Annotated in this window: 17 protein-coding genes and 2 tRNA genes; 6 read left to right on the forward strand and 13 right to left on the reverse strand. The window is 41.3% G+C overall.

Going from position 1 to position 20,855, the window contains the following annotated elements; translation table 11 throughout:
• The 6 genes from ACT53H_RS09835 to ACT53H_RS09860 all read left to right on the forward strand — a co-directional run bounded on the left by ACT53H_RS09835 (position 1) and on the right by ACT53H_RS09860 (position 5,617).
• Positions 1-77, forward strand: a tRNA-Met gene (locus ACT53H_RS09835).
• A gap of 88 nt (positions 78-165) precedes the next feature.
• A tRNA-Met gene (locus ACT53H_RS09840) sits at positions 166-242 on the forward strand.
• A 215-nt stretch (positions 243-457) separates the two neighbouring features.
• Positions 458-985, forward strand: coding sequence for a ribosome maturation factor RimP (gene rimP, locus ACT53H_RS09845; protein ID WP_004795010.1), 528 nt, complete (start codon positions 458-460; stop codon positions 983-985).
• A gap of 36 nt (positions 986-1,021) precedes the next feature.
• Positions 1,022-2,506, forward strand: coding sequence for a transcription termination factor NusA (gene nusA / locus ACT53H_RS09850; RefSeq protein ID WP_003654584.1), 1,485 nt, complete (start codon positions 1,022-1,024; stop codon positions 2,504-2,506).
• Between the two features lie 10 nt (positions 2,507-2,516).
• Positions 2,517-5,216 (forward strand): translation initiation factor IF-2, encoded by a 2,700-nt coding sequence (infB, locus tag ACT53H_RS09855; protein WP_004795007.1) that lies wholly within the window; start codon positions 2,517-2,519, stop codon positions 5,214-5,216.
• The gene (locus tag ACT53H_RS09860; RefSeq protein WP_004795004.1) at positions 5,216-5,617 is read left to right on the forward strand and encodes a ribosome-binding factor A; all 402 of its coding nucleotides are present in this window, start codon (positions 5,216-5,218) and stop codon (positions 5,615-5,617) included. Before infB ends, ACT53H_RS09860 begins: the two co-directional genes overlap by 1 nt.
• Before the next feature lie 54 nt (positions 5,618-5,671).
• Here the strand turns inward: ACT53H_RS09860 and ACT53H_RS09865 are convergent, their stop codons facing one another.
• The 13 genes from ACT53H_RS09865 to ubiE all read right to left on the reverse strand — a co-directional run bounded on the left by ACT53H_RS09865 (position 5,672) and on the right by ubiE (position 20,789).
• Positions 5,672-6,076 (reverse strand): Na+/H+ antiporter subunit G, encoded by a 405-nt coding sequence (locus ACT53H_RS09865; RefSeq protein ID WP_004795003.1) that lies wholly within the window; start codon positions 6,074-6,076, stop codon positions 5,672-5,674.
• Between the two features lie 12 nt (positions 6,077-6,088).
• Entirely contained in the window at positions 6,089-6,364 is a 276-nt protein-coding gene (locus ACT53H_RS09870; RefSeq protein WP_004795001.1) for a monovalent cation/H+ antiporter subunit F, read from the reverse strand.
• A complete protein-coding gene (locus tag ACT53H_RS09875; protein WP_004794999.1) occupies positions 6,361-6,888 on the reverse strand; it encodes a Na+/H+ antiporter subunit E in 528 nt (175 codons plus the stop codon). The genes ACT53H_RS09870 and ACT53H_RS09875 overlap by 4 nt, the downstream gene beginning before the upstream one ends.
• A 2-nt stretch (positions 6,889-6,890) precedes the next feature.
• Entirely contained in the window at positions 6,891-8,702 is a 1,812-nt protein-coding gene (locus ACT53H_RS09880; RefSeq protein WP_238612043.1) for a monovalent cation/H+ antiporter subunit D, read from the reverse strand.
• Entirely contained in the window at positions 8,702-9,070 is a 369-nt protein-coding gene (locus tag ACT53H_RS09885) for a Na+/H+ antiporter subunit C (protein WP_003654595.1), read from the reverse strand. The genes ACT53H_RS09880 and ACT53H_RS09885 overlap by 1 nt, the downstream gene beginning before the upstream one ends.
• Positions 9,067-11,919: a monovalent cation/H+ antiporter subunit A gene (locus ACT53H_RS09890; RefSeq protein ID WP_476009169.1), complete on the reverse strand. Its 2,853-nt coding sequence runs from the start codon at positions 11,917-11,919 to the stop codon at positions 9,067-9,069. Before ACT53H_RS09890 ends, ACT53H_RS09885 begins: the two co-directional genes overlap by 4 nt.
• Positions 11,920-12,236: 317 nt before the next feature.
• On the reverse strand, positions 12,237-13,628 hold the full coding sequence (locus tag ACT53H_RS09895; protein ID WP_174738706.1) for an AAA family ATPase: 1,392 nt from the start codon (positions 13,626-13,628) through the stop codon (positions 12,237-12,239).
• A 23-nt stretch (positions 13,629-13,651) separates the two neighbouring features.
• Positions 13,652-15,154, reverse strand: coding sequence for a UvrD-helicase domain-containing protein (locus tag ACT53H_RS09900; protein ID WP_004794991.1), 1,503 nt, complete (start codon positions 15,152-15,154; stop codon positions 13,652-13,654).
• Between the two features lie 9 nt (positions 15,155-15,163).
• The gene (gene hisIE, locus ACT53H_RS09905; RefSeq protein WP_174738705.1) at positions 15,164-15,937 is read right to left on the reverse strand and encodes a bifunctional phosphoribosyl-AMP cyclohydrolase/phosphoribosyl-ATP diphosphatase HisIE; all 774 of its coding nucleotides are present in this window, start codon (positions 15,935-15,937) and stop codon (positions 15,164-15,166) included.
• 154 nt (positions 15,938-16,091) lie between these two features.
• Entirely contained in the window at positions 16,092-17,405 is a 1,314-nt protein-coding gene (locus tag ACT53H_RS09910) for an FAD-dependent oxidoreductase (RefSeq protein ID WP_174738704.1), read from the reverse strand.
• Positions 17,406-17,529: 124 nt separating this feature from the next.
• Positions 17,530-19,149, reverse strand: a complete 1,620-nt coding sequence (locus ACT53H_RS09915) for an ABC1 kinase family protein (RefSeq protein WP_004794982.1) — start codon at positions 19,147-19,149, stop codon at positions 17,530-17,532.
• Between the two features lie 12 nt (positions 19,150-19,161).
• Positions 19,162-19,830, reverse strand: a complete 669-nt coding sequence (locus ACT53H_RS09920) for a ubiquinone biosynthesis accessory factor UbiJ (protein ID WP_151988898.1) — start codon at positions 19,828-19,830, stop codon at positions 19,162-19,164.
• A gap of 11 nt (positions 19,831-19,841) precedes the next feature.
• The gene (ubiE, locus tag ACT53H_RS09925) at positions 19,842-20,789 is read right to left on the reverse strand and encodes a bifunctional demethylmenaquinone methyltransferase/2-methoxy-6-polyprenyl-1,4-benzoquinol methylase UbiE (protein WP_135925484.1); all 948 of its coding nucleotides are present in this window, start codon (positions 20,787-20,789) and stop codon (positions 19,842-19,844) included.
• Between the last annotated feature and the right edge of the window lie 66 nt (positions 20,790-20,855).

The raw sequence follows: 20,855 nt of genomic DNA on the forward strand, positions 1-20,855 counted from the left end.
TGCGGGATGGAGCAGTCTGGTAGCTCGTCGGGCTCATAACCCGAAGGTCGTTGGTTCAAATCCAGCTCCCGCTACCAAATTGATTAAGGTGCAACTTAATCAGACAGTATCTAGAAAGTTTACATTGACTTTATTTGATATTTGTATATAATTTTTGCACGTTGATGCGGGATGGAGCAGTCTGGTAGCTCGTCGGGCTCATAACCCGAAGGTCGTTGGTTCAAATCCAGCTCCCGCTACCAAGTTTCTTAAGAGAGGCTCACAGACAAGTGGGCCTTTTTGCACAGTGGACTATTGTTTTCTGTGCTACATAGGGGCGATTAACGCCCTTTTTTATTGGTTATCGTATCGCTATCGTGTAGTTTCGACATCAATTGGTCAAATAGTCATGCTTCACTATAGTAGGTCTGTGTCGGTTAAAACAACCGATTGAATCGCACGAGAATGACGAGAGTAAATGAAATTATCAAATAAATCCCAAGCATTGCATGACTTAATTGTTCCTGCAGTACAAGCATGTGGTGTCGACCTTTGGGGAATCGAGTTTCTCCCACAAGGTAAACGTTCATTATTGCGTATTTATATCGATAAAGCGGTAAGTGAAGAAGATGCTGAGCCAGTACTTAATGAAGATGGTGAAGTAGAACTAGGCCGTGGTATTGGTGTACAAGATTGTGTGCGTGTAACACAACAAGTTGGCGCAATGCTGGATGTTCATGATCCAATTTCGGGTGAGTATTCATTAGAAGTTTCTTCACCAGGTTGGGATCGTCCATTTTTTCAACTAGAACAGTTACAAGGCTACATCGGACAACAAATTGCTTTGCGTTTGATTGCAGCAGTAGAAAACCGTCGTAAATTTCAAGCAAAGCTTATCGCAGTAGACCTTGAAAATGAAGAAATTCAGGTTGAAGTTGATGGGAAGCACGTGCTTGAGATCGACAGCAACAATATCGATAAAGCAAACTTGATCTATCAAGATTAAATTTATTAAATTTTATAAGAAATCGGTAGGTGACTTATGGGCCGCGAAATTCTTACCGTTGTTGAAACGGTTAGTAATGAAAAAGGTGTTAGTCGTGAAGCGATCTTCGAGGCTTTAGAACAAGCTCTAGTTGCTGCAACGAAGAAAAGATTTTACGAAGGTACGCATGCTGAAGAAGCTCAGCTTCGTGTAGAAATTGATCGTAAAACTGGTGATTACAGTACATTCCGTCAATGGACTGTTGTGGCAGATGAAGATCATGAAATGCCAGCTTGCCAAGATGCGATTTCTGACCTTGACCCATCTAAATGGTCAATTGGTGATGTTCGTGAACTCGAAGTAGAATCTATTGAGTTTGGTCGTATCGCTGCACAAATTGCAAAACAAGTTATCGTACAAAAAATTCGTGAAGCTGAGCGTGCTTTAGTTGCTGATGCATACGAGTCTAAAGTTGGTGAGTTAATTTACGGTGAAGTGAAAAAACAAACCAAAGATGGCTTTATTATTGATTTAGGCGACAACGCTGAAGCTTACCTTGCGCGCGAAGAAATGATTCCAAAAGAAATTCTTCGTCCGAAACAACGTATGAACGCTATTTTATACAATGTGAACCGTGAAGGTCGTGGCGCTCAGTTGTTGTTATCACGCGCTAAGCCTGAAATGTTAATTGCTTTAATGAAAAAAGAAATTCCTGAAATTTCTGAAGAAATTATTGAAATTAAAGCAGCGGCACGTCAACCGGGCGTTCGTGCTAAAATTGCAGTGAAAACAAATGACCATCGTATTGACCCTGTAGGTGCATGTATTGGTATGCGTGGTACGCGTATTCAAGCAGTACAGCAAGAGTTAAACGGTGAACGTATTGATGTAGTGGTCTGGTCTGATGATCCAGCTCAGTACATTGCAAGTGCATTAGAACCAGCTGATGTTTCAGGCATCGTGCTTGATGAAGATGCAAGAAGTGCCGATATTATTTTTGCAACCAGCGATCAATTGGCTCGTGCAATTGGCTCACAAGGCCAAAATGTTCGCTTGGCTTCTGATTTAACTGGCTACAAACTCGACATGATGCTTGAAGAAGAGTATCGTGCTCGTCAGCAAAATGAAGCTCAGCAATATCTTGATATGTTTGTATCACGTCTCGATATTGAAGAAGATTTAGCAATGGCATTGGTGGAAATGGGCTTTACCTCTTTAGAAGAGATTGCTTATGTTCCAGCTGAAACTTTTGACGAAATTGAGCTTGATGCTGAATTGGTTGAGTTATTGCAAAGTCGTGCAAAAGAAGCAGCACTTACTGATGCTTTGAAACAGCAAGAAAATATTCAAGAACCGAGCGCAGACCTTCTCACTATGGAAGGCATGACTTCTGAGATCGCTTACTCGCTTGCCGCTCGCGGTATTATTACTGTCGATGATTTGGCAGATCAGGCTACTGACGATATCTCTGATATTGAAGGACTTGATCATGAAAAAGCAGGTCAATTGATCATGAAAGCTCGCGAATCATGGTTTAACTAGGAGATGAAATATGACGGACAAGTCGATTAAAGAGTTAGCTCTCAGTGTAGAACGTCCTGTTGAGAAGCTCCTAGAACAGGCTCGTGAAGCAGGTTTGCCTCAACGTACAGCAGACGACATTATTACCACTGAACAACAGGATACTTTAGTCAATCATTTGAAAAAAGTGCATGGTCAGGAAAGTGGTAACACAGGAAAAATTGCGTTGAAACGTAAAACAACCAGTACCGCTAAAGTTGCAAGTACTTCAGGTAAAGCAAAAACAATTAACGTAGAAGTACGTAAAAAACAGGTTTTTGCTAAACCAAACCCTGAACAAATTGCAGCTGAAGCTAAAGCACGTGCAGAAGCTGAAGCTAAAGCACGTGTAGAACAGCAAACGCGTGACACTGCACAGCAAAACGCGCGTCTTCAAACAGAGCAAAAAGCAAAAGCAACTTTAGATGCGATGCGTGCTGCTCATCAACAAGATAGCGCTGCTCAGACAGCTCCTAAAGCTGCTGTAGTAGTGAAAAAACGTGGTGGTGGTACAGTAAAACCTGCACCAAAACCAGCAGAAACATTAGAGCAAAAGAAAGCGCGTGAAGCACAAACAGCTCAGTTGAAAGCAACTGAAGAAGCTGCGCGTCGTAAAGCGGCTGAAGAAGCTCAGCAACGTACACTTGAACAAATGCGCAAAATGGCGTCTAAGTATTCAAGTGACGAAGCTACTACCACAATTCGTGTGATTGATGATTCTCCACTTGCTTCAGGTCTTGTAGGCCAAGCTTATGAAGATTCATTCAAGCAAGAAGACCGTGAAATTAAACGCGGTGGCGCAACCACTAACCCTCGTGCGGGTAAAAAGGGTGGTCGTCGTGGTCAAGAAGAGCAAAGCTTTGTTAACCATAACAAACGTGGTTTAAAATCAAGTCAAGCGAATAAGCATGGATTTGAAAAACCAGTTAAAAAGCAAGTTTATGATGTAGAAATTGGTTCAAGCATTGTTGTTGCCGATCTTGCTCAAAAAATGGCGATTAAAGTACGTGAAGTTATCAAAACACTTATGAAAATGGGTGAGTTGGTTAATCAGGAACAAGCTATTGACCAAGATACAGCAGCACTTGTTGTTGAAGAAATGGGTCATAACCCTGTTTTAGTTTCTGATACACAAGCGGAAGATAACTTGCTTGAAGCGGCTGAAGAAGCACGTGGTGAGCAAACAACTCGTCCGCCAGTTGTTACCATTATGGGTCACGTTGACCATGGTAAAACATCATTACTTGACCGTATCCGTCGTTCGAAAGTGGCGGCAGGTGAAGCAGGTGGTATTACCCAGCATATTGGTGCATATCACGTTGAGACAGACAAAGGAATTATTACATTCCTTGATACACCGGGACATGCTGCATTTACTTCAATGCGTGCACGTGGTGCTAAAGCAACGGATATCGTTGTATTGGTTGTTGCGGCAGATGACGGCGTAATGCCACAAACTGCTGAAGCAATTGACCATGCGCGTGCAGCAGGTACTCCAATTATTGTTGCAATCAACAAAATGGATAAAGAATCTGCTGATCCAGACCGTGTGTTAAATGAATTAACAACGAAACAAATCGTTCCAGAAGAATGGGGTGGTGATGTTCCGATTGCTAAGGTTTCTGCACACAGTGGACAAGGTATTGATGAACTCCTTGATTTAATTCTTATTCAATCAGAATTGATGGAATTAAAAGCATCTGCACAAGGTGCTGCACAAGGTGTTGTTATTGAAGCGCGTGTTGATAAAGGCCGTGGTGCAGTAACTTCTATTCTTGTTCAAAACGGTACATTAAACATTGGTGACCTTGTTCTTGCAGGTTCGTCATATGGTCGTGTCCGTGCAATGTCTGATGAAAATGGTAAGCCGATTAAATCAGCAGGACCATCTATTCCAGTAGAAATTCTGGGTCTTCCAGATGCTCCAATGGCAGGTGATGAAGTTCTTGTTGTAAATGACGAGAAGAAAGCGCGTGAAGTTGCTGATGCTCGTGCTGACCGTGAACGTCAAAAACGTATTGATCGTCAAAGCGCAATGCGTCTTGAAAATATCATGTCGTCAATGGGCAAAAAAGATGTTCCTACAGTGAACGTTGTTTTAAGAACAGACGTACGTGGTACTTTAGAAGCATTAAATGCAGCTTTACATGAATTATCTACTGATGAAGTAAAAGTTCGTGTAATTAGTTCGGGTGTTGGCGCGATTACTGAGTCTGATGTGATTCTTGCTGAATCTTCAGAAGCTGTATTGTTAGGTTTTAACGTTCGTGCTGATACGACTGCTCGTCAGAGAAGTGACCAAGACGGTATCGATATTCGTTACTACAGCATCATCTATGAATTAATTGATGATGTGAAAGATGCCATGAGCGGTAAACTTGCTCCTGAACATCGTGAAACTATCTTGGGTGTTGCTGAAGTACGTGAAGTATTCCACTCAAGTAAGTTTGGTGCAGCAGCAGGCTGTATGGTACTTGAAGGTGTATTGCATCGTAATAAACCGATTCGCGTATTACGTGATGACGTGGTTGTGTTCCAAGGTGAGCTTGAATCTCTTCGTCGCTATAAAGAAGTGGTTGAAGAAGTTCGTGCCGGTATGGAATGTGGTCTTGCGGTGAAAGGTTATAAAGACATCAAAGTGAAAGATAAAATTGAAGTCTATGATGTTCAATTGATTAAACGGAGTCTTTAATGGCGGGTAGCCAACGCTTAAAGCGCATGGCGGATTCAGTTCAACGCGAGTTGTCTGAGCTGATTCGTCAAGAGCTTAAAGATCCTCGCTTAGGTGGTTTAGTGACCATCTCTGCGGTGAAAGTCAGTGCAGACATGGGTTATGCTGAAGTTTATGTCACCGTAATGGGGCGTGAGCTTGGCGATGAGCAAAGTGAAGCAGCGAATAAAGAAACTTTAGAGGTATTAAATAAAGCTTCTGGTTTCTTGCGTCATGAATTGAGCCGTCGTATCAAGACACGTATTACGCCAAGATTGCGTTTCCATTATGACAAGACGAATGCTTATGGTAACTATATGTTTGGTCTGATCGAAAAAGCGGTAAATGATTTGCCGAAACGCGATTCAGACGACGAACAGTAATATAAAAAATAAAAAAGCCACCTTCGGGTGGCTTTTTTATTGGTGGGCTTTTTCCTAGTCTTTAGGAGGGTCCATAGGCGGTTTATTTTGCGAGAAACGCTGTCCAATTTTATAACGGTCCCACGGCAAGGGGCGTTCAATTGACTCAGGAACTTCTCCACTCAATGAGCGCAAACGTAAATGTAGCGCAGCTTGAGCAATTAAATTTGCTGAAACTGGTGCGGTAATAAAAGCTAAAAGTGTGATCAGTAGCTCGGCAAAACCAAAGCGGCCTTGAAAAGCAAAAAAGATCATAGACGCAATCAAAAAGCTGCCTAATCCTAATGTACTCGATTTTGTGGGTGCATGTAAGCGCATGAATAAGTCAGGTAAGCGCACCATGCCAATCGAGCCGACTAACATAAAGAAAGCACCAAAAACCAGAAAGACTGAAACAATAACTTCCATTACGAACTGCATTTTGATCTCTCCTTAATCGATTACGTGACCAGTTGTGAAGTAACGTGCTAAGGCTGCCGTAGATACGAAACCTAGCATCGCAACCAGTAGGGCTCCTTCAAATAAAGAGGTCGTCATCCAATAAATGCCTAAAACAACAATGAGACAAGTTGCATTTAAGAAGAGAGTATCGAGTGCTAAAAGCCGATCTACAATTGATGGACCTATGACCAATCTGAAGAGACAAAGTAGCATAGAGATTGTAATGGCAATTGAGCTAATACCTAGAGCATAAGGTAGGATCGTCATGCACTTGCCTCCGTTTTACTTTTCACATCAAAAATTTCCATAAGTGGAATTTCATAACGTTGTTTGATGTCTTGAATATCAGATTCGGTATTATCTGTGCTCAAAGCATGAACCAGAATATCGCCACGTTCCTGATCAATACCCGCAGAAACCGTACCTGGTGTTGTGGTAATGATCATCGCTAGTAAGGTATTGACCTGCTCATGTTCTGTCTCTAAAGGTACACGATACCATTTAGGGTGTAATTTTTTAGTAGGCCCTAAAACAAGTTTTGCGACCTTAAAGTTAGAAATAATAATATCCCAAAGAACCACAAAACATAGTTTAACCGCAGGTTTCCAGTGAATATGCGGTGTACGGGTAATAAATGGTTTGACTAAACGAGGGATGATTAAGCCCAAAAGCATTGCAGTCAAAAGATCACTCGCATCAAGACTATGCGCCAGCATCAACCAAAATAAAATGATCAGAACCGAAACAAATGGATGTGGAAACCAACGTTCAAGCAAATGAGATAACTGCATTGTTATGGCTCCATAGGTTTCAATTGACTTTCATCAACAATGGAAGGTGTTTGCAGTTTGTCCTGTTGCTGAATTTGTCGTTGTTTATATTCAGAAATATGTTCACCATTGAACATATCTTTCGAAATAATATCGGGAATAAGATAAGCATTATGATCTTCAACTTCTCCCCCATATTTAGTTTCTGGCAGATAGGCGGGATCAAATGGCTGTACGCTGATAACTTCCCCATTTTTATCTACTTTAAGAATAGTGCGTTGGTAAAGTGCATGGTCTTGAATCTGTTGTGCGGTGCTTAATGTGTAATGCTGAATTGGTGCAGCAAAGACAACATAAGCGATTAAACCAGCCAGTAATAGATAAATGACTTGATCGTTACGTGGTGGTGCGCGTTCCGGCAAAGCACGATAAAGAATATAAGCTGGATGGATTGGATCTTCTTCTGGAGGAGATGCACGCCAGAATAAGATAAAACCAACACGTGTGAGTGCAATAATACTTAATAAGCTCACAACAAGCACAACACCAATAATCCAGCCTTGATAGCTAGCTTCAACTGTCGCTTGTAAAATGAATACTTTTCCAAGAAAACCACTAAAAGGCGGTAACCCAGCAAGCATCATGGCAATCAAGAAATAAGTCACCATAGCCGCTTTTTCTTGTTTGATTCTTGGGGCAACTTTTAAATGATCTTTGAAATCTCCACGTTGTGAAGTGATCCATCCACAAAATAGATAAAAAGCTGCACCGATTAAGGTACTGTGCACTAAGTAATATAAAGCACCAGACCATGCCTGCGTATTAGACATGGCAATTGCGGTGAGCAAGGTACCAATTGAAGAAAGTACCATAAAGCCGACAAAGCGACGTAAACGATCTGCTCCAATTGCTGCAATCACACCATAGAGTGAAGTAATTAAGCCAATAGGCAATAACCAGCTTTTTAAGATTTCTTGGCTAAGCGCATCGTCAAATACTGTTCCATTTACACGTAAAATAGAATAGATCCCGACTTTGGTCATAATGGTGAAAATTGCAGCTACAGGCGTACTTGCAACGGCATAGGTTTTTGGCAGCCAAAAACCGACAGGGAGCATTGCTGCTTTAATGCCGAAAACAACAAAAAGAAGTAAGGAACCAGCGACTGCTAATTTGTGTTGATCTGCTTCAAGTGTTGGTATAAGACGTGATACATCCGCCATGTTGAGGCTACCCACACTGCCATAAATCATACCAAGCCCAATTAAGAAGAGGGCAGAGGCTAAAAGGTTAATAATGACATAGTGAACGCCAAGCTGAAAACGTGGTTTGCCTTGCCCATGTAAAAGCAAAACATACGAAGCCATCAACAAGATTTCAAAAAAGACAAAAAGGTTAAATAAATCGCCTGTTAAAAATGCTCCGCAGATACCCATTAATAAGAAATGCACCATGGCATGGAAATAGCGACCACGGGTATCCCAATTGTCGCTTGCATACCATAGAACTGGTACTGCTAATGCGTAAGTCAGCACCAGCATAAAAGCAGAAAGGCGATCTAACACAAGCACAATACCAAATGGCGCTGACCATTCGCTCAACTGGTAAATGGTAATCTGTCCAGTGCTGGCAAAGCTTAAATATATAATTGCGGTAATTAATCCAGCAATTGCAGAAACAAGACTAATGCCACGACGCCATGGTTGTCGCCAGTCATCTTTTAAAGCACCTGCTCCCGGGTTGCCAAGTAGTAATAATATAAAAGCAGTAAATGCCGGGATGAGAATGCTAAAAATAGGCGCATGTTCTTGCCAGAAAGATAAAAAATCAAACATTACGGCTCATCCTCGCGTGGGTCGTATGTCGGAGAGATGTCTTCTTTAGCATCAACATGATCACTACCTGATTCATAACGGCTACGCAGTGCCAGTTGTACAATAAAAGCGGTGGTTGCAAAACCGATCACAATGGCTGTTAACACTAGCGCTTGAGGAAGTGGATCGGTTATTTTTGTTGTTTCAGTTAAAATTGCGGGTGAGCTAATTTGTAATCGGCCCATAGCAAATAAAAATAGGTTTACAGCATAGCCAATTACAGCTAACCCAAGCACAACAGGGAAGGTACGAGCACGTAAAATCAGATAAATACCTGTGGCAACAAGTAAACCAATTGCAGAAGCCAATAAGAATTCTAAACTGATCATGATGATTCCTCCCGATGTGGTACTACAGGACCAGCCATGCTTGAGTGGCGAGAGTCTCCTAATACCGAGATAAGTAACATCGTTGCACCAACAACGGTGATATAAACCCCTAAGTCAAAACTCGCAGCTGAAGCCAGATGTAGTTTTCCTAAAATTGGTAATTCAACATATACGTGCGCACTAGTCAGGAATGGGCGTAACCAGAACCATGCAGCTACACCAGTAAGCCCAGCAATCGTTAAACCTGAACCAATCCAGACTTCGTAAAGACGGCCTGATTTTGCTTTAAGTAATTGTTCTGTTTGGTCTTGACCGAGCGCAATATATTGAATGATTAACGCCATTGAGGTGATTAGACCTGCAATGAAGCCACCGCCCGGATAATTATGGCCACGCATAAAAATATAAACACTTACGACAAGTGCTAACGGTAATACCCAAGAGGCTGTAATACGGAACATAAGCGGAGATGGATTAAAACGGTAGGTGAGGCCTTGGGTCATGGTTGTACCATGGACACGCATACCATCCATAAGACATAGCGCACCAATAGCAGCAATGCCTAATACAGTAATTTCACCGAATGTATCGAAGCCACGGAAGTCAACCAAAATGACATTTACAATATTTGAGCCGCCGCCAAGTGGTAAAGACTGCTGCGCAAAGAACCATGAAATCGAATTATGATCACGGGTTAAAATCAGCCATGCAATCCAGCCTATCCCTAAACCTCCAATAATCGCTAAAGCAGCATCTCTTAAGCGTCTAGAACGAAGAGATTCATATGGCGTTAGCTGTGGAAGTAAAGATAAACTCATTAGTAAAAGAACAGTGGTTACAACATCCACGGTAATTTGAGTTAGTGCCAAATCTGGAGCTGACATGGTGACAAATACCATTGTTACCACTAGACCAATTGCACCGCTAATAAGGACTGCTTTAATACGTTCATGATGGAACCACAACATCATCCAGCAACCTGAGAACAGGGTTAGCCAGAGAACGATAGCAATCCATGGGGCATGAGTAAGTTCACGTGTGCCTGTAGTGAGCCCTTGATTAAGTAGCGGCATAGTTACCATGATGACGCTAAAAGCAATGATCAAGAACAAGTAACTTTGCAATGAGCCGTTTTCAGTTTTTTGTTTAATTTTTCGGCTGGTGAGCAACAGGTGTTTTAAAAATAAATCAAATAAAATGCGGCCTTGCAATCTGCCAAGATGTGGGTCAAGGTCAATTTTACGAATCATGCCATCTTTTGCCAAAGCAAAATAGAACAGTGAGCCACCGACTAAAGCAATAATACTCATCACAAGAGGAGCATTGAAACCGTGCCAGATCGCAAGATGAGTTCCTGCAAATTCTGGTTGCATCAAGCTTGCTCTGGTTACGCTATTTACCAGTGGTTCTACCAACAAAGAAGGTAAAACGCCAACTAGGATACATAGCACAGCAAGAAGAAGGGCTGGTGCGCGCATGCCCATAGGCGGTTCATGTGCATTTTTATTTGGCACTTGCTTACCAATTGGACCGTCAAAAAACACGCCGTGTGCTAAACGAATTGAATAACTCACTGCAAAAATACCAGCAAGTGTTGCAATGATGCTGGCAAAGATAACTGCTGAACCTGAAAGATTTGCTAATAGCTCGGTAAAGAACATCTCTTTAGAAATAAAGCCATTGGTGAGTGGTACACCTGCCATAGAGGCGGCGGTGATCATGGTTAATGTGGCAGTAAAAGGAAGTAATTGCCAAATACCACTGAGTTTTCGAAGATCACGTGTACCTGTTTCATGGTCAATGATCCCTGCAATCATAAAGAGTGCAGCTTTAAATGTTGCATGGTTAATAATATGAAAAATAGCGGCAGCAACTGCTAAAGGTGAACCGATACCAAGTAAACAGACAATAAGACCTAAATGGCTAATTGTTGAATAGGCTAATAGCCCTTTTAAGTCTTCTTTGAAAATGGCAAAACATGCTGCCATACAGAGCGTAAATAGGCCAACGAAGGTAACAATATTGTGATAAAGCGCGGCGCCTACAAAAATTGGCAGTAAACGTGCGAGCAGGAAAATACCTGCTTTTACCATGGTTGCAGAGTGTAGGTAAGCAGACACCGGAGTTGGCGCAGCCATTGCATTGGGTAACCAAAAATGAAATGGAAACTGAGCACTCTTCGTAAATGCACCAAGCAAAATAAGCAATAGCATTGGAATAAATAGAGCATGGGCTTGAATGGTGTCTTTCATGCCCATGATGTCACTAATTTCATAGGTTCCGGTGATTTGTCCTAATAAAACAAATCCACCCAACAACGCCAAACCGCCCATTCCTGTGATGGTAAGTGCCATTCGAGAGCCACGTTGAGCAGCTTCATAATGACTCCAGTAACCCACTAACAAGAAAGATGAAATACTGGTGAGCTCCCAAAAGACTAATAAAATAATAAGATTATTAGAGAGCGAAATACCCAGCATTGCTGCCATAAACAGCATGAGCAAAGCATAGAGTTTGCTTAAAGAATTTTTAGGGCCAAGATAGTAATAGGCGTATATGTAAATGAGGGTACCGATACCGGTAATAAGTAAAGAGAATAGTAAACCAAGAGCATCGAGCCTGAAGCTAAGATTAATCCCCAATTGAGGTAGCCAATCCCAGCTTTGTTGAATGCTTGCACCACCAAGCACAGTTTTAGCTTGAGTCAGTAATAAACCAAAACTGGTTAAACTGACTCCAATTGCCCCTAAAGCCGTTACTCCACGCGAGAACCGTTGAAGCAATGAAACAAGGGTGGTGCCTAATATTAACGGTAATAAGATAATTATCGGTAGCACACTCGTATCCATATGTGATTTAGGCCGAAACCTAAAGGTGAATTTTTAATTTCAGAATAGATAGGAATTCAAAGAGAGTTCCAAGGCTTTGTTATTCTGAAAACCCAACCAAATTAGAAAATAAAGCGAGAAACAAGTTGTATTGCGCAACTTGAAGAATAAAAACGCAAAATGAAATTTATTGTACACTAAAAAAGCATTAAAAATCTGATGTTATTACATGTAGTAACAACATCTAGTGATTTTTAATGCCTAAAAATTTTAATGAAGCGGTATATTTTGCAGGAGCGCTTTTTATTATAAAAATAGAGCTAAAAGTGGCATAAAATTTAAACAGAAGGGCTTTCTTCTGGTGTGTCTCCTGCATGAATCATTCGTAGCAATTCATTTTTCTGTTGTTCATTTAAACCCTGAATTTGCTGAAATAAAACATCAACCTGTGCTGGAGAGGGAGTAGGGTCTATTAAGCTTGGAAGCTGTGCTTCTATAGGTGGAACTAATGACTCACTTCTTTGGAGCAATGTATAGATGTGTTCAAGCTGTTGTTTGGTGGTATTTAAATCAAGATGACTAATTTTACCGTGCTCTAATTTTAAACATTGATAGGCCGAGGCATGTTCTAGTAACTCTTCACGACTTCCCGTTGCAATAATTTGTAAGCGCGGAAATGCTTGATGGAGTTTGTTTAAAATTTCTGCACAATGGAGTGCATCGAGTTGCGCGTCAATTTGATCAATTAATAAAACTCCTTCACCTTCAAGGCAAGGGTTTAGGCTTAACGGATTGAGTAAACAGAGCCTGCGGGCAATATCGCCTACTAAAGCAATCCATGTTTTTGTGGTGTTGGAAAGTTGCTGAAAAGGTAGGGTTTGGCCATCATAGTCAGCCATAAGTTGAAGCCTAGGCTGATATTGCAAATATAAGTCCTTGAGCTCTGGCAAAACGATATTTAATGCATTTTTAAGAGCGTAGAGGTTAGGTGTGGTGAGCTGTTTAGGCTGCCCAGATAACTCTTTTTGAAGCTCATTTAATAGTTCTATCTGATCTTCTGGATCTAATTGCTTAGATTTAATGCGTTGTACGAGATGTGCAGCTTGAGCATTTTCGATATCGCTAATTTCACGTAACCATTCAAAAAAACGCGTGAAGGTTGTGAACGGAACTGGACTAATATCATAGGCTGAAATGGCTTGAGTGATGCCAGGTAAATTTTTATTGAGCAGATTAATATCATTTACAAATCGCTCGGCTGGGTAGTAAGCGATTAAGGGTAACCCTTGTAATGGATCTTTTTTGATGACTTGTTGATAAAGGGCCATAGTCTGGTCAAGTTGCTGAGTTTCAACTTGGCTGATTCCAATGCCACTTGAATTTAGGGTTTTAAAAAGCTTCCAGCTACACAGTGAAGAATCTACCTCTTGTGCCGAAGTACTTTCTGGTAAAGAGCCAATTTCTGCTGGAACTTGAAGGGTCACTTCGATTTTTGACTGTAGACGCGATTGAGTAATGTCTTGGTCAGGCATAACAATACCAGGACTACGTAAATCTTTAAAACGGGCAGGGAACCAAGTTAGAGCATGGTAAGTATGTTTGAGCAACATACTTTTACCCGTTGCTTGTTCACCTAAAATTAAGGTAATCAGCTGTTTTTCATATTGAAACTGTATTTTAAGATCGTGAAACAGAGCAATATGTTTAAATTGGATAGATTCAAGTTGCATAGGCTCACCTAATTATGAGCGCTTCAACCAACCGACTTTCGAAGACTTAAAGGCGCCCTTACTTTTAATTGTTGTATCAGATCATAAAGATGATGGATATTTAGACTTACTTTAGCACGAGTACAGGCAACGTAAAGTAATCTTAACTCTTCATCACTAATCTTGTGTTCTAAGCCATTAATTTTAAATTGATAGTCATCTTCAATATGAACGCGATTCCATTCTAGCCCTTTCGCTTTATGAGCTGTAGAGATGACATAATCAGCTTGCTCAAGTGGAGTAATCTTTGCAAGTGCTTTTTTTAGTGGGTCGGTGCCGTGATCATCCACCAGTTTAACCAATGGTTTAATGTCACTTCCTTCATTGGTTTCACAGTATTCATGAACATCGTGCCATGAGTTAAACCATGCTAATTCAGGAACATCAGTAACTCGTTTGCCTTGTTTTAATAGGCTTGCGGCGTCTACAAAACGGTTTAGTTTTTGATGATCCGCCTGCAAACTCACCTTATCGCCGTGAACTAAGCCTGCCAGTAAAAGTTCCATTGCACGCGCATTGGTACGGCATAAAATCGCATCACGCATTTTGGTATGCGGTTTATTCACTACACTTGATTTTTGGTTTGGATTACCAAGCAAGGGAACAGTTTCATTTAAACCGCCAAGCAGTGCATTAGCTACATCGGCAATCGTTTCGCCAAAACGAAAAGAAGTGGTTAACCGAGATTCTGGCAAGGGCAATTGTTGCATGGCATTAATTGCACCACGCCAAGCGTAGATTTGTTGATGTGCATCACCTACATAAATAACTTGAGTATTTTTTTGGCGAAGCAAAATGCCTAGCATTAGTGGGTCAGCATCTTGTGCTTCATCAAACAAGACGTAGTCAGTAGGAATGTTTGGCTCAGACAATGCCCAAAGTTTGAGATAAATATCATGTCCAATACCTGCTTGATGGTTTTGGTCAATCGACTCTAACCAACGTCGTTCCACAGCAGGGTAAAGGTGATTCTGTAATTCGATAATATCGTCTGGATGCAACCAGTTGGGCGCCTGAATATGTCGAGGTGCCGGATATTGAGAGCTTGTTGAACAGAAATAGCTCACTGCATTTGCTACAAGACTCGCTAGGCGACTTGGCATCAAGACATATTTTTCGTAACGTCCACCCATCATACGTCGCAGCGTAATAGGTTCTAGTCGATATTCTTTAGCAATAAAACTTGGGCTTAGTCGTGGTAGACGTAATTTATCAGTTACACCACGCGGTACACTACGAAAAGCAAGCGAGTGAAAAGTACGGCAGTCTACATTACGATGGAATTTGTTTTGTGCTTCACCAGCAATAGCTTTGTTAAATGCTAGATACATACCACGCCGTTCAGGCATGGCATCACTAATCATTTGTAAAGTGGTGGTTTTACCTGTGCCAGCATAGGCAATCACTTTAAATGATTGCCCAAGGCGTGCATTATCTATGGCAATTGCTTGTTCATAGGTGGCTTTAGGTTTTTCAATATTCGACACTGAGTGATTTTAAACCTTGTTGCGGTTAGCTTTTTCAACTAAACCAGATAAACCCTGACGACGAGCTAATTCGTCAATAATAAGTTGTGGATTAAGATCGAAATAACCCAACATCACAATAGTATGGAACCACAAATCTGCTGTTTCATAAACGAGATCGTTTAAGTGAGCTTCTGAATCTTGTGCGGCAAAATCTTTAGCCGCAATAATTGCTTCTACACTTTCTTCACCCACTTTTTCTAAGATTTTATTGATGCCTTTTTTGTAGAGGCTTGCAACATATGAAGTATCTGCTTCAGCTTGCTTACGCTCTTGCATCAATTGACCTAAGTGAGCAAGTACATCAACTTGTTCAGTGGTGTGAGCATGATCGTGGCTTTCAGTTTTAGCTTTGTCACCATAAATTGCGGTAGGGTCTTTTAATTGTGCATCGACAATTTCCCAGCCCTGTGGTGTGAGTTTACGATAGAAACAAGACTCACGACCCGTATGGCATGCAATACCACCGTGTTGTTCAATTTGTAGCACAATCACGTCAGCATCGCAGTCCAGACGAATTTCATAAACTGTTTGAAAATGGCCTGATTCTTCACCCTTGTGCCAAAGTTTTTGGCGAGAGCGAGAGAAGTAAACAGCTTGATTTTTTTCTGCTGTGAGCGCAAGTGATTCACGGTTCATCCACGCCACCATCAAAATACGTCCGGTTTGATGATGTTGAGCAATGGCAGGGATAAGACCTTGTTCGTTAAATTTTACTTCATCGAGCCATTGCGTGTTATTCATGAGGAATCACCAAAGAAATAGGAACTATAAATTGATTTCAATAAGATGCTAAAAAATAGCTTGTATAGTGTACGGCATCAACGTCAGTTTTAGGAAAAATTCTTTGTCATTTTTGTCTTTGTCAGCGTAATGAGTAGGTTGAATACGATTACTTTTAAAAGTCAGATAGAGATTCACTTTTTAAATGAAACGCACTGTTTTCTTTAGGCGTTTGAGCGACTTGATCATAATCAATTTGCTGAAATGGACCAGTCTTTAAACCTGAAATTGTGATTGCCATTTCCTTTCGAAAATAGGGGATTTGATACATCCAAGGGAAAACAAGATCTCTTAGACCTCCCGCCCACCAATGGTCAGATTGATAAAGTGGTGTTAGTAAACGACTGAGAAATTGATAAAACTGTGTAGATGAATGGCGAAGCTGGTGATAATGCTGCCAGAGTAGGGACCAATCAATATTTTGGTTCTTTTGAGCTTGTTGCAATGATTGAGAAAAAGCCCAAGCATCCAATAATGCCATATTAGCTCCTTGACCTAACTGCGGACTCATCGCGTGAGCGGCATCTCCAATCACACCAATTCTACCTTGACCAAATTGAGTCATGACGACATCACGGTAGTTTGCAGATAGCCATTTAGGTTGAGTTTGACTGTTATATAAAATCTCTTTTAGCCATTCTGCAACTGTGGGCCAACGCTCAGAGACTTGCTTTAACCAAGTTTGTTTAGCTTGTTCATCTTGCAGAAAGCTTTGTAATTGCGGAGTAGGCAAGCTCCAGAAGATACTTGAAAGGCGCTGTTGAGGTTCTGTTGGAATCGCTCCTGTAGGAAGAATTCCCATCATAATATTTGAGCGATCATAAAATTGATGCAGAATTTCAGAATCGAGGACTTGGCATTCAGGCACGATACTCCACGCCGCACCCCAAGGATAGGCTTGGTCAACTTTTACCCATGCTTTGGGGCGTAATTTGCTACGAGCACCATTGGCAATAAGGACGGCATCAAAACGAGCATCAAACTTTTGATTTTGATGATTTCCGAATAGCCGAACTTCATCATTATGTTCTTCAAAACTCTCAACAGAATGGTTCATACGCCAAGTAATTTGGCTCGAATATTCACTAAGTTTTTGGGTAAGTCCATGACATAAAGTGGCTCGGTGTATACCTAAACCATAGAGATTTGTAGATGCTTCATGATAATGGCTGTTGACTAAAAGACGCTTGTTGGGAAGTTGTCCTTCTAAGCCTGTTACTTTTGCTCCGAATGTTAGAGCCTTATCGAGCACCCCTAAATGTTCAAATACTGCTAAGCCTGCAGGTTGTAGTAATAAGCCTGCACCTACTGGAGATAACTCATCAACTTGTTCAAAAATAGTAACGTTATTACCTTCACGCGCGAGCAAAATCGCAGTGGCTAAACCTGCGGTACCGGCACCGATAATCGCAAAATGAGGTGTTTTCATTGTTTGTTCTTTTGATGCATTTATAGATTCAATTTAACAATCAACGAATAGCTGATCTATAATTTTTTTGAAAATTAAAAGTTTTCACATAAAAAATCCCTTGCGCGGGCAAGGGATTTAAAACTTATTTCAATATACGCCAAAGCGCTAATAAACTGCTTAGCACAATTAAAATAATAGAAACAAACCAAGGACTAATAATCGCGATGGTGAGTAAAATCAGCATGCTACTACCGAACATCCAACTGCGGCGTTGTTGATGTTCCATTTGTAAACGAAGTTGCTGCATTTCGCGTAACTGACGGTCTTGCCAAGCAGACTGATTTTTTAAACCATTTAAACTATCAACAATTAAGCTTGGGAAATCTTGAGCACCTAAAAGCAAGTCAGGTAATTGCTGTCCTAACTCTTTTATATTTTTGACTGGGTTCATGTTGGCTTTGACCCATTCAGTCAAAATTGGTTTTGCCAATTTCCAGATGTCGAGCTGCGGGTAAAGATCGGTCCCTAGACCCTCGACATGCACTAAAGTTTTTAGCAACAACATGAGTTGTGGTGGAATCTCTAAATGGAATCGACGGGCAATATCCATCACTTGAATCAAGATACCAGCAAAATCAAGTTGATCCATTGGTTTAGACACCATTGGGCCAACGGTACGACGCATTTCACGCGATAGCGCATCTTGATCTGTACCCGGTGGAATCCAACCAGCTTGATGCACAATTTGAATGAGCTGCATAAAGTTGCTGTTCATTACAGCAAGCAACATGCGGGCAATCGTCATTTGGTCATGCTTAGATAACTCACCCATAATTGCACAGTCGAGCGCAATAAAGCGTGGATTGCTTGGGTTAATTGTTTCTACAAAGACATTGCCGGGGTGCATGTCGGCATGGAAAAAGTTATCGCGGAATACTTGTGTGAAGAAAATGGTTAAACCTTTTTCTGCAAGTTGTGCGCGGTCCATGCCTAGACGGTCAAAGGTTGCCGTATCTGAAATAGGAACACCTGTAATGCGCTCTGCTACCATGACATCTTTGGTGTCCATATAGACTTCAGGCACATACATCATGGTTGAGCCAGTAAAATAATGGCGCATACGACGGGTGTTATCTGCTTCAATACTTAAGTCCAGCTCATTTAAGATAATCTGGCGGTAGTCTTGAATAATTTCAGAGAGATGTAAGGCACGAGCAGCTTCAAGGCGACTTTCTAGTGTGTTGCCTAACCATGCTAAAATCTCAAAGTCTTGTAAAATTTGGTTGCGAATGTCAGGGCGAGTCACCTTAACAACAACTTCTCGACCATCGTGCAAAGCAGCAGTATGAACTTGTGCAATTGAAGCAGCTGCTAATGGCTGATCATCAAATCTTGCAAACAAGGTATTTACGTCAGCTTTTAATGATTCTTGAATACGTTGTTTGGCAACATTGCTATCAAAAGGTTTTACCTGGTCTTGAAGTAAGACCAATTGAGCGAGTATTTCAGGTGGAATCAAATCACGTCGAGTTGACAGTAATTGTCCAAGCTTAATTGCAAGCGGCCCCATCTCTTCCAAAGCTTCTTTGAGCTTTAAAGGATTTTTACGTTCGCGACTAGACCATGCAGCTGGGTGCATTTTAATAACACTTAATGCACGTTGAGCTTTAACTGGTAATTCATCCGCAGGGAACAACGTATCGAGTCTATAGTGCGCTGCAATACGCCAAAGTTCGAGTAAACGTGAAACGTGCGGAATCATATACGGTCTTACCTAGTCTTGAGAGGGTTGTAGTTGTATGTTGAGTTGCTGCAATCTTGCTTCTAGACGGTCAATGTCTTGATTAAGCTTGCGAGTTGCTTGAGTTAAATCATCCATTTCCCAACGAGGGGCAAATAGACCGCTGTCTTCTTTTAATGCGTCTTCTGCAAAAAATAGATGACTTTGAAGAGAGCGTTTTAAATGTTTTGGTGCAAGTTGAATCTTGCCAATTTCGTGGGCGAGTTGAGGACCGACCCATCTTGATAAGTGCGCAGCTAAATCTGGTTCAGCTTGCTGCATAATCTTTTGAATATCCTGTAGCAGATGGTAGTCACCTTGCAATGGGATATTGCCAATCTGATCTGGATCGCTGACCAATAATTTAATCAGTTCGACGACATCTTTAACATGCAAAGTTGCTGTTGCTTCAGAAATTTTGAATTGCGCATCAAAAGGGCGTTGTTCAAAAATAGAAGGCTTTTCACTGTGCCCTGTTGCAGTAGGTTCAAGACGTACTTTTTCTTGGTCAAAGAATACATCGACAGAAAGCTGAGGGCTATCAATCACAACACGCAGCATTTTGCCCTGTAACTGATTAAGCTGAATGCGTGTAACCGCATCCAGATCGATCAGATGATGAATGATACGTTCGACTGCACCGAGTGCCAGAATCGACCACATATCTTTATCCCTTACAGTTTGAAGCCACGGTGAACGGCAACGATACCAGCAGTAAGGTTGTGATAGTCACAGTTCTGGAAGCCAGCATTTTCCATCATACCTTTTAAGGTGCGTTGGTCTGGATGCATACGAATTGATTCAGCCAAATATTTATAACTTTCTGAGTCATTCGCAACCAATTTACCCATAATCGGTAAAGCAGTGAATGAATAGAGGTCATAAAGTTTTGAGAATGGCTCAAATACAGGCTTAGAAAACTCAAGAATAAGTAAACGACCACCTGGCTTCAATACACGGAACATAGATGCAAGCGCTGCATCTTTATCTGTTACGTTGCGTAAACCAAAGCTAATGGTGAGTAAGTCAAAGCTGTTATCTGCAAAAGGTTCTAAAGTTTCTGCATTGGCAAGTACAAAATCAACATTGGTACAGCCTGCGTCAATTAGGCGGTCGCGACCGACATTCAGCATAGATTCGTTAATGTCTGAAAGAACGACATGACCTTGAGGACCAACTTCACGGCTGAATACTTTCGCTAAATCGCCTGTACCACCAGCAATATCTAACACGTGTTGACCACGGCGTACGCCAGACATGTTAATTGCGAAGCGTTTCCATAGGCGGTGAATACCAAATGACATTAAGTCATTCATCAAGTCATATTTGCTTGCAACCGAGTGGAATACTTCTGCAACTTTTTGAGCTTTATCTTCAGTTCTAACAGTTGAATAACCGAAGTGGGTGGTTTCACCAACGTTGCCAGTATTGCCAGCACCACGTGGTAAATTATATTTTGGTACAGAACCGCTGACAGGTGTATCTGTTAGCGTTTGCTGTAAAGTTTGTTGTTGCCCTTGAGGTGTACCTTGCGGTAAAGGTGAGCTTAGGAATGGGCTAACTTTGTCTGAACTTTGTGCCTGCTCAGTTGGAGATGTTGGCTTTTGGTTTTCGTTAGACATATTGTCTCTCCTAGACTCAAACTCAAGTGAAACGGAATAAGTTCTGCATGATGACAGATTTTGTCT

The sequence above is a fragment of the Acinetobacter sp. DMC2 genome (genome assembly GCF_056314305.1).